This is a genomic window from Cohnella lupini, from assembly GCF_003386205.1.
GTDB classification, from domain to species: Bacteria; Bacillota; Bacilli; order Paenibacillales; family Paenibacillaceae; genus Cohnella; species Cohnella lupini.
Window position 1 is genome coordinate 509,713 of record NZ_QRDY01000001.1, and the last position, 12,305, is coordinate 522,017.

Here is a 12,305-nt window from a genome sequence, read left to right on the forward strand (position 1 = left end):
GAGGGGTAACGATGGCGTCCGGATACGAAGACAAGATAATGTCTCCCTCCGTGTGGCATCCCCGGGATACGACGGAAGCTTGGACCTTCAAGAAGCTGCTGGATTCGGATGCGATTTACGTGGCCGGCGGAACGTTGTTGCGCACGCAATGGGAATCGGGATTGGCCGCCGTTCCCAAGCATCTGATCGATTTAAGCTCTATTCCCGGCTTGACGGGGATCGAGAAAAAGGAGGATTCGTTGGCGATCGGCGCGCTGACGACGCTGGGCCAATGCCGGAAGGATCCGGACGTATTGCAGCACTCCCCGCTGTTGGTGGAGGCAGTAAGGTCTATCGCGGCTTCCTCCGTCAGAAACTTGGCTACGATCGGGGGGAACATCGTTTCCCGAGTAGGCGACTCGCTTCCCGTATTCATCGTCTGCCAAGCCGAATTCGAGTGGAACACGGGACTTAGTCCGATGACGGAGGACGCTTCGGAGTGGGTCGAACGACTTCAGGTGCAATTGCCGAAAGCCTCTCATTTGTTAACCCGTGTCCATCTTCCTCTATTCAGGGAAACGGATCTTGTCCCAAAGCGATTCGGAGCTTTCCACAAGGTCGGCAGAAGAGAAGCTTTTACGCCGTCGTTGGTGACGGTCGCCATTAACGGAGGAATGAAGCCGGACGGGAAAATAGCGGATATTCGAATCGCCGTCGGCGGAGGCCAGACGATTCCTCATCGGCTAGTCGCCGTAGAGAAGATATTGAAGGGTCAAATACCGAACCGAGAATTGCTCGGCGAAGCCTATCATGCGGTCATGAACGGTTATCGGCCGAAATCGGATCCCTTCGCGACGGACGACTACCGAAAGAAAACCGCCGCAAATTTAATCATAACGGAGATATGGAAGACTTACAGCGAATGGGCCGACGGAGGGAGGGAGCCAGATGGCGCTTACTAGGACGACTAGCGGAGAGAGATGGCGGATCAGACCGGACGGACCGGATAAAGTCACAGGCAAACTTGCCTACTTAACTGACATGTACCAGGAAGGCATGCTCATCGGTCGCGTGCTTAGAAGCCCGCATCCCCATGCCGGCATCGTATCGATCCGAACGGACAAGGCGAAGCGAATCCCGGGAGTGCATGCGGTCATCACGCACGCGGATGTCCCGGGAATGAACCGATTCGGCATCGTGAATCCCGATCAACCGGTTCTGTGCGAGGATAGAGTCAGATATATCGGCGACGCCATCGCGGCCGTAGCCGCCGAGACGCAGGAAATCGCGGCGCTTGCGCTAGAAAGCATCGAAGTGGAATACGTATTGCTACCGGTCGTCGACGATCCGGCGTTCGCCCAGACCAAGCAGGCGCCCAGGCTTCATCCGGGAGGAAACGTGCTTCACCGCAATCAATACGGTCACGGCGAAGTTGGCAAAGGATTCGCGAAATGCAAGCATATCGTGGAAGAAAGCTATTCGACCCCAAGGCAGATGCACACTTACATGGAGACGGAGGGGGGCTTGTTCATTCCGGAGGACGGCGGCAGATTGACCGTATATTCTCCCACCCAACACGGCTATAAGGATCGGATGCAGCTTGCGCGCATATTGGGGCTGCCCGAATTTAATATTAGAGTGGTTTCGAGTCCGATCGGAGGCTCCTTCGGGGGCAAGGACGAATTGAACGTTCAGCCCTACGGAGCGTTACTCGCATTGGTGACGGGGAAACCCGTCAAGATCCACAATTCCCGCTATGAATCGGTTCGCGCGGGCTTAAAGCGCCATCCGATGAAGATCAAGATGAGAACGGGGGTAGACGAAAACGGGCGCATTATGGCCCATCAGGTTCATATAGTCGCGGATACGGGAGCATATGCCACTCTTGGCGCCGAGGTATTGAATTTCGCGATCGAGCACGTAACCGGACCGTATACGTACGAATCCGTCGAGGTCGAAGGCGTCTCCGTCTATACGAATAACGGCGTCTCCGGAGAATTTCGAGGCTTCGGCGGCAACCAAGCGATATTCGCCCTGGAAGGCCAGATGGATCGGCTCGCGGAGAAGCTGGGAATGGACCCGTGGGAATTCCGCTTGGCGAATATGAGAAAGCCGGAGGATCCGGGTCCGCTTGGACAGACGATCGTTCGGACGGACGGAGCCATGCGAACATGGGAGTCGCTTGCCCGAAGTCCGATCTGGCTGCGGCGTCATGATCGTCGGACTTCCGAACCTTGGATCCGGCGCGGAACGGGAGCCGCCATTGCCATGCACGGATCGGGACTCGGATTCGGGATCCCCGACCCGGCCGGAGGAATGCTGGCTTTGGCCGAGGATGGCAAAATCGAAGCGATATTCGGTTACGAGGAGTTCGGCCAGGGACTCATCGCGACGTTGGAGCTGATGCTTATCGAGCAATTCGGCTTCGGAGCGGAGGACGTGAGAATCGTGATCGGCGACACCGATCTTGTTCCCCATAGCGGATCCAGCACGGCGTCCAGAGCGACGAGCATGATGTGGAAATCCTTGCAGAAGCTTCGCGGACCGTTTCTGGATCGAATGCTGAATGAAGCTTCGAAGCTGCTCTCCCAACCGGCGGATAATCTGCGAATCGGAAGAGGGGGCATCTGGGATAAGAGCGGAGAGCACCTCCTTCTGACGTATGCGCTATTAGCACGGAATATCTCGGAAGAAATTCGGTTCCAAACGCACTTTCCGTTCCCGGTATCGCCAACGAAGAGAGTTGGGGCTCATTATTTGTACACCTATGCCGCGGTAGCCGTGGAGGTCGAAGTCAACGTGTTGACCGGAAGGGTCAAGGTACTGAAGCAATTCCACGCGATAGCCGCAGGTCCGGTCATGAATCCGCAGGGCTTCCTAGGGCAGATCGAAGGGGGCAGCGGTATGGCGGTAGGCTTTGCCTTAACCGAGGATTCCTTAATGGAGCGAGGGGCTTACTTGACCCGGAATCTGGATACCTACTTGATTCCCAGTTATGCCGACTTGAACGGAGAGATCGAGGTTCACGCGATCGAGGAGCTTCCCGAGGATGACGATCATGGTCCGCGGGGAGTGGGAGAGATCGGCTCTGTATGCATCGCACCGGCCATCTCCGAAGCGGTCTTCCAGGCAACCGGCAAAAGAGTGAATAAGCTGCCCATCGATCCGGAGCTACTCCAAGAAACGCCCGACTTCCTTGCAAAGGCGGTGGATGGAATATGATCAACAAAAGCTTGGCCGAGCGCAGATCCGACAAAGAGCTCGAATGCGAAATAAACGGGCAACCGATGAGTCTAGAAGTTCCGCCGACAAGGAGGCTGCTCGCGATTTTGCGGGATGATCTGCAACTGACGGGAACGAAAGTATCTTGCGAAATCGGCCGCTGCGGGGCTTGTATGGTTTTAGTCGACGGGCGACCGGTCAATTCATGCTTAACGATGGCTTATCAATGCCAAGGCAAGAAGATCACGACGATCGAAGGAATCGGCCAAGACGAGGTAGATCCGATTCAGCAATGTTTTCTGGAAGAAGGCGGATATCAGTGCGGTTATTGCACACCCGGAATGATCGTATCGGTGAAAGCGTTGCTGGACGATAATCGCGATCCCGGCATAGAAGACATCGAGGAGGCGCTTTCGGGCAATCTATGCCGATGTACCGGTTACGGGGGAATCGTTCGATCCGTTCATAAAGCCGTTCAATTAAGGAGGAATTCCTCATGAGAACAAAAGTCGCCATCCCTATGCTTGTTATAAGCAAAATGAGTCGCGAGCAGTTCACGGAAGTGCTCGGAGGCATTTTCGAGAATGCGCCGTGGGTCGCGCAAGGCGCATGGGAGCATAGGCCGTTCAAGACCCGCAAGCAGCTTCACGACAAGATGCTGGACATCGTGAGGCAAGCTTCTCCGGATACGATAACGGATTTGTTCCGCGGACATCCCGATCTGGCGACGCGCCTGGAGGTGACGGAGTATTCCGCGGCCGAACAGCAAGGTGCCGGGCTGAATCAGTTAACCCAAGAGGAATTCGATCGATTCGCCGCCTATAATCGCGAATATACGGAGAAGTTCGGCTTTCCTTTTATCATGGCGGTGAAGGGGAAAAGCAAGAACGAGATCATGCTCGCTATGAAAATTCGCGTTCACCATTCGGAGCAAGAGGAGAGGGAGACGGCGCTCGGCGAAATCGGGAAAATCACCGGCTTCCGGCTAGAGGATTTGTTGGAGGCTTAATCAGAAGACGGGGAGCGGGATACCATGAAAAAGCTCGACAGCGGGCGGACTCTTTACTACGGCAAGGGTGACGTGATGACTTACCGAACTTACGCGGCTCCCTTAAGCGTGGGGGCGATAGAGGAGTCTCCTTTCGCCGGGAACGAAAACGTCATTTTCGCACATAATATCAAGTTCTCGGTCAGCGGCGAAACGTTGCTCGCTTCGTTCACGGAAGGAGATAACGGTCAGGTCGTAGCTACCGATTCGATGAAAAACTTCATTCTGCGTCAAAGCGCCTCGTACGAAGGAAGCACGACGGAAGGTTTGCTTGCCTATATCGGCGAGAAGTTTTTCGAGAAATACGAACACATTTCCGCCATCGATATCGAAGCGTTCCGCATTCCTTTCGGCCAAGTGCTCGTTAGGGGAGAACATGGCTACGAGAATAGCAAGCTCGTATATAGGCCGTCCCATAATGAGCGGGCGCATGCTAAGCTAGAGCTTATTCGAGAAGCAAACGGTGCGTCCGCGACCTCTCTTCATAGCGGAGTATCGGATCTGCAGCTGATCAAAGTGAGCGGGAGTTCATTTTACGGCTTCATTCGCGACGAATATACGACTTTGCCGGAAAGCTATGATCGGCCATTGTTCATATTCCTGAATATCAACTGGACCTATATCGACCATTCCGACGCGCTGAGCGGGGAGTCGTACGTGGCGGCAGAGCAAATTCGGGACATCGCCCATCACGTGTTCCATGAATACGAAACGCCTTCGATTCAGTATTTGATCTATCGAATCGGCTTGCGGATCTTGACTCGGTTCCCTCGATTGTCCGAGGTATTCTTCGAATCCAACAACCGGACGTGGGAGACGGTCGTCGAACCTGCCGGCATAGCTCAAGCGGGAGTATATACGGAGCCAAGGCCGCCTTACGGGTTCCAAGGCTTCACGGTCACCCGCGAAGACTTAGAGGAAGCGGGGATCGGCTGATGGGGCGATCCGGACAATTGACGACGCACGTTCTGGACATCTCGGGCGGCAAGCCCGCGGCGGGGATGAAGGTGCAACTGTGGAAAAGGGATGCGGACCGGAATTCGTCGATGCTGAAGGATGACCGCTTGAACGCGGACGGCAGGTTGGACGTTCCCCTCTTATCGGGCGATGGGATGGTGCCGGGCGTCTACGAAATCGTGTTCGAAGCGGGCGATTATTTTCGGGAAGTCCGCGGGATAGAACCGTTACTGTTCGATCAAATCCCGATTCGGTTCACGGTTGAAGACGTTCAAAGCCATTACCATGTACCGCTGCTGGTCGCTCCGGGCGGGTATAGTACTTATAGAGGAAGTTAGGGGGGATTAGGATGGGGGAGCTAATTCGATTCGAGAAATCTTCGGAGCTTTGCCGTCTTATCGATACTTTGGCCGAGTTTAGCGAAGGACAAGAAAATGGAGACAACGCCGGTGTAACCAGGTTGTTATACACGAAGCCTTGGATAGAGGCGCAATATTTTCTCGCGGAAACGATGAAGGACGCCGGGCTCGAAGTTCGCTTCGACAAGGTAGGGAACCTCATCGGACGTCTTGCGGGCAAAGATCCCGGCGCTCCCGTCATTCTGACCGGCTCGCACGTCGACACGGTCAGGAACGGCGGGAAGCTGGACGGCGCTTACGGAATTATCGGAGGTATCGCCGCGCTGAAGCATTTGAAAGAGACTTACGGAGCCCCTGCCCGCACTCTCGAGGTCGTTTCCTTCTGCGAGGAAGAGGGGAGCAGATTCCCTATCGCGTATTGGGGTTCCGGCAATATGACGGGGCAGCTCGACGGACGCAACGGACACGAGCTCAAGGATTCCGAAGGCATAAGCTTGCAGTCGGCGATGGAGACGTCCGGCTTCGGTTCAGGCGAGCATCCGAATTACGCTCAGGGCAAGTTGGCGGCTTTCGTAGAGCTGCACATCGAACAGGGCGTCATTCTCGAAAGAATGGCGAAGCAAATCGGCATCGTCGAGGCGATCGTCGGGCAGCGAAGGTACTCGGTAACCTTGCGCGGCGAAGCCAACCATGCCGGAACGACGCCCATGAACATGAGAAGCGACGCGATGGCGGGGGCGGCCGAATTCATCGTGCGGCTGGAATTGCTGGCAACCCGCGCCGCGTCGCTCGTCGCCACCGTCGGAAGAATCCAAGCGACGCCGAATATTCCGAACGTCATTCCGGGCACGGTAGAGTTCACGCTCGATATTCGCCACGATAACGAGGGGACGCTTTCCTGGTTCTGCGATTATCTCTTCCAGGAGTACGAGGATATCGCGAATAGGAGAGGCTTGGCGCTGGTCGTTACGCCATGGCTGGCGACGACTCCGGTTCCGATGAGCAAAGCGCTCGCCGGACAGATCGAACAGCTGTGCGGCAAGCTTTCCTTAACCCATAGGAGAATGTTCAGCGGAGCGGGGCACGATGCCCAGTTATTCGCCGGCCTTTGCCCGACGGCCATGATCTTCGTTCCGAGCAAAGCGGGAATCAGCCACTCTCCCGAAGAATATTCATCCCCGGAACAACTGGCCGACGGCGTGTCGGTATTGGCATCGCTGCTGCATGAATTGGCTTACGAGGAGCAATTGACATGACCGTCTACTCCGAGCTATCGCCTTCTCCGCGCACGATCCTGACGCCCGGTCCGGTAGAAGTGGATCCGCGCGTGCTTCGCGCGATGTCCTATCCGATTCTCGGACAATTCGATCCGGAATTCACGGCGATTATGAACGACGCGATGGCCATGCTGAGGTCCGTTTTCCGGACGGGGAACGAATGGGCTTATCCGGTGGACGGAACTTCCCGTTCGGGCATCGAAGCGGTGCTCGTCAGCTTGATCGAACCGGGTGATAAAGTACTCATTCCGATCTTCGGCAGGTTCGGTTATTTGCTTCAGGAAATTGCCGAACGTTGCGGTGCGGAAGTGGTCGTTCTGGAGAAAACGTGGGGACAGGTGTTCGACCCCGAGGAAGTCATCAGCGCCATTCGCCGGGAAAAGCCGGAGTTGGTGGCGATGGTCCATGGGGAAACTTCTACGGGTCGCATTCAGCCGTTGAAGGACATCGGCCACGCCTGCCGCGAAAACGACGTCCTTCTCGTCGTGGATGCCGTGGCGACGATCGGGGGGGTTCCGGTCGACGTGGACGACTGGTGCTTGGACGCGGTCATCGGAGGAACCCAGAAATGTCTCTCCATCCCTTCCGGAATGTCCCCGATCACCTATAACGAACGGGCGGAACGCAAGATTCTAAAGCGCAAACGCGTAGAGAAGGGGATCAGGCAGACCGCCGATTACGGAGATCCTTCGAAAGAAGGCTTCAGCCCGATTCGCAGCAATTACTTCGACCTCAGTCAATTGCAAGACTACTGGAGTCCGCTTCGGTTGAATCATCATACGGAAATGACTTCGATGCTGTACGCTCTCCGGGAAGGCTTGAGGATCGTGCTCGCCGAAGGCCTGGATGCGCGTTTTGCTCGTCATCGCCGACAAGAAGCCGCTTTGGTCGCCGGTCTGTCCGCGATGGGACTGAGCTTGTACGGCGACGCTTCCTGCAAGCTTCCTGTCGTAACTTGCATCGATATACCTGAAGGAGTCGACGGAGAATCGGTACGCGCGATGCTGCTGGATTCCTTCGGCATCGAAATCGCCAGTTCTTTCGGACCTCTCAAAGGAAAGATATGGAGAATAGGGACGATGGGCTACAGCTGCAGCCGGAAAAACGTTCTTCATCTGCTGGGGGCGTTGGAAGCCGTGCTTGTTCGTCATCGAGTGCCCGTAAACGTCGGAGCGGGCACGCAGGCCGCGTTGGATGCGTATGATAGCGTTTGATGGGACGACATTGTTATACGTTCAAGCCCTGTCCCTTCCGCGGAAGGATAGGGGCTTTTTTCGTTGCTCTTATCGCCAGCCCAGGCGGAAAAAATATGTAAAGGATTATACCTTGACATCCATCTTCGTTTTTCGTAGTATAGGGAAGTGAGTTTGGTGTCAAGTGCTTTGCCTTGACGCATGGGTTTGACGAAGGAGTGACACAGGTTGCCCTTGGACAACGATGCCCTAGAGAAGACGAACCGGATTAACGTGCTTTATGATTTCTACGGAGCTTTGCTGACGGAGAAACAACAAACGTTCATTAAATGTTACTTTCAAGACGACTATACGTTGGGCGAGATCGCGGCGGAATTTCAGATTAGCCGACAAGCGGTATACGAGCATTTGAAGCGGGCGGAGCAAGTGCTGGAGGATTACGAATCCAAGCTCGGCCTGGTGGATCGGCACGGACGATTGCTCGCCGGAATCCATCTGTTGGAGTCGCAGATCGCCGGACTGCCGGCCGAATGGCGCGAGCCTTTCACCGCGACGGCGGCTAAGCTGCGAAGCGCGGAATGACTCGCCGCGAAGCCTAAGCAAGCATGCGAATAGATTAAGCGAAACCGTTCCGAAGGAGGGATGGGATTATGGCATTCGAAGGATTATCGACCCGGCTGCAGAACGTGTTCAGCAAGATTAAGGGCCGCGGCAAGGTTACGGAGGACGACGTTAACGAAGCGATGCGCGAAGTGCGCCTTGCGCTATTGGAAGCGGACGTTAACTTTAAGGTCGTCAAGGATTTCATCGCTAAGGTGAAGGAACGCGCGACCGGCCAAGAAGTCGTGAAGAGCTTTACTCCCGCGATGGTCATTATCGACATCGTTAACAAAGAGTTGACGGAGCTTATGGGCGGCACGCAAGCGACGTTGGCGAAAGCGAACAAGCCCCCGACCGTCATTCTAATGGCCGGCTTGCAAGGCGCGGGCAAGACGACGTTAACCGGGAAGCTGGCCAAGCTGCTGCAATCCCAGAATCACAAGCCGTTGCTCGTCGCCGGCGATATTTATCGCCCTGCGGCCATCAAGCAGTTGGAAGTGCTTGGAGGGCAGATCGGAGTGCCCGTATTCACGCTCGGGGATCAAGTCAGCCCCGTCCAGATCGCCAAGCAAGGCGTCCAGTTGGCCAGAGATCAAGGCAACGATTACGTACTGATCGATACGGCCGGCCGTTTGCAGATCGACGCCGAGTTGATGCAAGAGATCAAGGACATCCATTCCGCGGTTAATCCCGACGAAGTGCTGCTCGTCGTCGACGCCATGACCGGTCAAGAAGCGGTTAACGTCGCGCAAAGCTTCCACGAGCAACTTGCCGTGACCGGGGTCGTTCTGACGAAGCTGGACGGAGATACTCGAGGCGGCGCCGCCTTGTCTGTCAAAGCGGTAACGGGTTGTCCGATTAAATTCGCGTCCACGGGCGAGAAGATCGATCAGCTCGAAGCGTTCCATCCGGATCGGATGGCATCGCGAATTCTCGGAATGGGCGACATGCTGTCGCTGATCGAGAAGGCGCAGACGAACATGGATGCCGAGAAGGCCGCGGAGATGGAGCGCAAGATGCGCACCGCGGATTTCACCTTCGACGATTTCCTCGAGCAGATGGAGCAGGTTCGCAAGATGGGGCCTCTCGATCAGTTGCTCGATATGATGCCCGGAATGAACAAGCTTAAAGGCAATCCGAACTTCAAGATCGACGAGAAGCAAATCGCGCGCACCGAAGCGATCGCCAAGTCGATGACGAAGGTGGAGAAGAAGAAGCCGGATATCATCAACTATAGCCGTCGCAAGCGCATTGCGGCGGGCAGCGGAACGACCGTCGCCGATGTCAACCGGCTGCTCAAGCAGTTCGAGGACATGAAGAAAATGATGAAGCAGTTCTCCGGAATGATGGGTCCTAAAGGTCCAAAGGGCGGAATGAAGGGCCTCAAGAACATGAAAAACATGCTCGGCGGCGGCAAAAACATGAAGTTTCCATTTTAATAATGCAAAGAGAGTCCATTCTTTTTCAAGGAGGTGAAAGTCAATGTCAGTTCGCATTCGTTTGAAACGTATCGGTGCTCACAAAGCCCCGTTCTACCGCGTAGTCGTATCGGATTCCCGTTCCCCGCGCGATGGTCGTTTTATTGAAGAAATCGGCGTGTACAATCCGGTATCCCAACCGGCTCAAGTACAAATCGACGAGGAAAAAGCTTTGAAATGGTTGCAAAACGGCGCGCAAGCGTCCGATACCGTTCGTAACCTTCTGAGCAAAGCCGGTGTTATGAAGAAATTCCACGAATCCAAGCAGAAGTAATCGTCATCATACCGGAGGGCTGAGCCATGGAACAATTGATTCGGGTTATTGCCCGAGCTTTGGTGGATCATCCGGAAGACGTGCAAATTCAGGTCAAGGAAGACGCGAGAGGCCTGGTGTACGAGCTTTCCGTTCATCCCGACGATGTCGGCAAAGTAATCGGCAAGCAGGGACGTATCGCGAAAGCGCTACGTACGGTAGTCTCTTCCGCCGCCGTCAAGGAGCGGAAGCGCGTCATCGTGGACATTGTTTCGGAATAATAATTGGCGGAAGGCCGTACCGTGCTTATTGCGCGGTACGGCCTTTTTTAACGATTCAGAAAGTATAAAGTTTCTATACTTGTCCTGAATCGTCTACGATAAAAACGACATTCTCTGTCCTTCTAAGGATGACGAAGTCGTTTTTACTTGCTTGTTCGATCGTCGGAAATACATAGAGCTAGGCTTGGTTTGCGAAGAAAGACATCGGTGCTATATTATAGTTAATGAGCTTTTTTTGTCGCACAGGTTGAAGGGAGTTTTATTCCATGTCCGAAGAACGTTTGCTCAATATAGGCAAGGTCGTGAATACGCACGGCATCAAGGGAGAGATCAAGGTCTGGCCGCAAACCGATTTTCCCGAGGTCAGATTCAAGCCGGGTAACAAGCTACTGATGTTTCCGCCCGACTCCGGACAACCTCTCACGGTCGAGATCGTTGCTTCCCGCGAACAGAAGAAGATGTACGTCCTTCAGATCAAGGGATTCGATAACATTAACCAAGTGGAAAAATATAAAGGCTGGGAGCTGAAGGTTCCCGAAACCGATCGAGTACCGTTGCCGGAAGGCGAATATTACGTCCGCGACATCGTCGGCTGCGCAGTGGAGACGGACGAAGGCGAACAGCTAGGAACGGTAACGGACATATTGTCCCCTGGAGCGAACGATATTTGGGTCGTCAAGATGCCTAAGGGCAAGGAACTGCTCCTACCGGTTATCGACGATGTCGTTCTGAACGTCGATATCGCCGGGCGTAAAATCACGGTTCATCTGCTGGAAGGGTTGCTCTAGAGATGCGAATAGACGTATTAACGTTGTTCCCGGAAATGTTCTCGGGAGTTTTCGGTTCGAGTATTCTCGGCAAAGCGCGGGATAAAGGGCTTGTATCCCTCAATACCGTGAACTTCCGCGACTTCTCGAACAACAAGCATAACACGGTCGACGATATGCCTTACGGTGGTGGAGGAGGTATGGTTCTCAAGGCCGAGCCGATCTTCGGAGCCGTCGAGCACGTCGTCGAACGGCAGTCGGAACATTCTGACGGTAAAAAGCCGAGAATTATTTTAATGTGCCCGCAGGGGGCTACTTTCTCGCAGGAGATCGCGCAGGAGTTATCCGGCGAATCGCACTTGATCTTCGTTTGCGGCCATTACGAGGGCTATGACGAGCGTATTCGGGAGTTTCTGGTAACGGACGAGCTGTCCGTCGGCGACTACGTGCTTACCGGAGGCGAGCTTCCGGCCATGGTCGTCGTCGATGCGGTCGTTCGTCTTCTTCCGGGAGTGCTCGGCAATGATCAGTCCGCCGTAACGGATTCCTTCAGCGACGGTTTGCTGGAATACCCGCATTATACGAGGCCGGCGGAGTTTCGGGGTTGGAAGGTACCGGACACGTTGCTGTCCGGACATCATGCGGAAATCGTAAAGTGGCGCAGGAAGCAATCGTTGGAAAGAACGCTGGACAGGCGTCCGGAATTGCTTGAACAAGCGGAATTGACTCCCGAAGAACGAAGATGGGTAAATGCTTTACGGATCGAGAAGGAACAAAGGGTCAAGGTCGCGAAGGAAAGGTTGTAATTTCCTCGTAGGTATGATAAAATTTCAAATGTTGTGTTTTGTCTTTGGGCTCATTAGAGTTTGGACAAACGATAGACACGAGTAG

General features: G+C 54.7%; 14 protein-coding genes. All 14 read left to right on the top strand.

The annotated features are described in order from the left end of the window. Positions 1 to 11 precede the first annotated feature (11 nt). The 14 genes from DFP95_RS02365 (at position 12) to trmD (ending at position 12,220) form a co-directional block, all read left to right on the top strand. A complete protein-coding gene (locus DFP95_RS02365) occupies positions 12 to 941 on the top strand; it encodes an FAD binding domain-containing protein (protein WP_115990938.1) in 930 nt (309 codons plus the stop codon). Beyond that, entirely contained in the window at positions 928 to 3,201 is a 2,274-nt protein-coding gene (pucD, locus tag DFP95_RS02370) for a xanthine dehydrogenase subunit D (protein ID WP_115990939.1), read from the top strand. The genes DFP95_RS02365 and pucD overlap by 14 nt, the downstream gene beginning before the upstream one ends. Further along, positions 3,198 to 3,701 carry a (2Fe-2S)-binding protein gene (locus DFP95_RS02375; protein ID WP_115990940.1) on the top strand — a complete coding sequence of 168 codons (504 nt, stop codon included), beginning with the start codon at positions 3,198 to 3,200 and terminating at the stop codon, positions 3,699 to 3,701. The genes pucD and DFP95_RS02375 overlap by 4 nt, the downstream gene beginning before the upstream one ends. Further along, positions 3,698 to 4,210: a 2-oxo-4-hydroxy-4-carboxy-5-ureidoimidazoline decarboxylase gene (uraD, locus tag DFP95_RS02380; RefSeq protein ID WP_115990941.1), complete on the top strand. Its 513-nt coding sequence runs from the start codon at positions 3,698 to 3,700 to the stop codon at positions 4,208 to 4,210. Before DFP95_RS02375 ends, uraD begins: the two co-directional genes overlap by 4 nt. A gap of 24 nt (positions 4,211 to 4,234) precedes the next feature. Beyond that, the gene (pucL, locus tag DFP95_RS02385; RefSeq protein ID WP_115990942.1) at positions 4,235 to 5,185 is read left to right on the top strand and encodes a factor-independent urate hydroxylase; all 951 of its coding nucleotides are present in this window, start codon (positions 4,235 to 4,237) and stop codon (positions 5,183 to 5,185) included. Then, positions 5,185 to 5,544: a hydroxyisourate hydrolase gene (gene uraH / locus DFP95_RS02390; protein WP_115990943.1), complete on the top strand. Its 360-nt coding sequence runs from the start codon at positions 5,185 to 5,187 to the stop codon at positions 5,542 to 5,544. Before pucL ends, uraH begins: the two co-directional genes overlap by 1 nt. Before the next feature lie 11 nt (positions 5,545 to 5,555). After that, on the top strand, positions 5,556 to 6,821 hold the full coding sequence (locus DFP95_RS02395; RefSeq protein ID WP_115990944.1) for a Zn-dependent hydrolase: 1,266 nt from the start codon (positions 5,556 to 5,558) through the stop codon (positions 6,819 to 6,821). After that, entirely contained in the window at positions 6,818 to 8,056 is a 1,239-nt protein-coding gene (locus DFP95_RS02400; RefSeq protein WP_115990945.1) for a pyridoxal-phosphate-dependent aminotransferase family protein, read from the top strand. The genes DFP95_RS02395 and DFP95_RS02400 overlap by 4 nt, the downstream gene beginning before the upstream one ends. A 207-nt stretch (positions 8,057 to 8,263) precedes the next feature. Continuing rightward, a complete protein-coding gene (gene ylxM, locus DFP95_RS02405) occupies positions 8,264 to 8,617 on the top strand; it encodes a YlxM family DNA-binding protein (protein ID WP_115990946.1) in 354 nt (117 codons plus the stop codon). A gap of 68 nt (positions 8,618 to 8,685) precedes the next feature. Continuing rightward, a complete protein-coding gene (gene ffh, locus DFP95_RS02410) occupies positions 8,686 to 10,074 on the top strand; it encodes a signal recognition particle protein (RefSeq protein ID WP_115990947.1) in 1,389 nt (462 codons plus the stop codon). Positions 10,075 to 10,117: 43 nt separating this feature from the next. Then, positions 10,118 to 10,387 carry a 30S ribosomal protein S16 gene (gene rpsP, locus DFP95_RS02415; protein ID WP_115990948.1) on the top strand — a complete coding sequence of 90 codons (270 nt, stop codon included), beginning with the start codon at positions 10,118 to 10,120 and terminating at the stop codon, positions 10,385 to 10,387. 26 nt (positions 10,388 to 10,413) lie between these two features. After that, complete coding sequence (locus DFP95_RS02420) at positions 10,414 to 10,647, top strand: KH domain-containing protein (RefSeq protein ID WP_115990949.1); 234 nt, start codon at positions 10,414 to 10,416, stop codon at positions 10,645 to 10,647. 266 nt (positions 10,648 to 10,913) lie between these two features. Beyond that, positions 10,914 to 11,435, top strand: a complete 522-nt coding sequence (gene rimM / locus DFP95_RS02425) for a ribosome maturation factor RimM (RefSeq protein ID WP_115990950.1) — start codon at positions 10,914 to 10,916, stop codon at positions 11,433 to 11,435. A gap of 2 nt (positions 11,436 to 11,437) precedes the next feature. After that, positions 11,438 to 12,220, top strand: coding sequence for a tRNA (guanosine(37)-N1)-methyltransferase TrmD (gene trmD / locus DFP95_RS02430; RefSeq protein WP_115990951.1), 783 nt, complete (start codon positions 11,438 to 11,440; stop codon positions 12,218 to 12,220). Positions 12,221 to 12,305 lie beyond the last annotated feature (85 nt).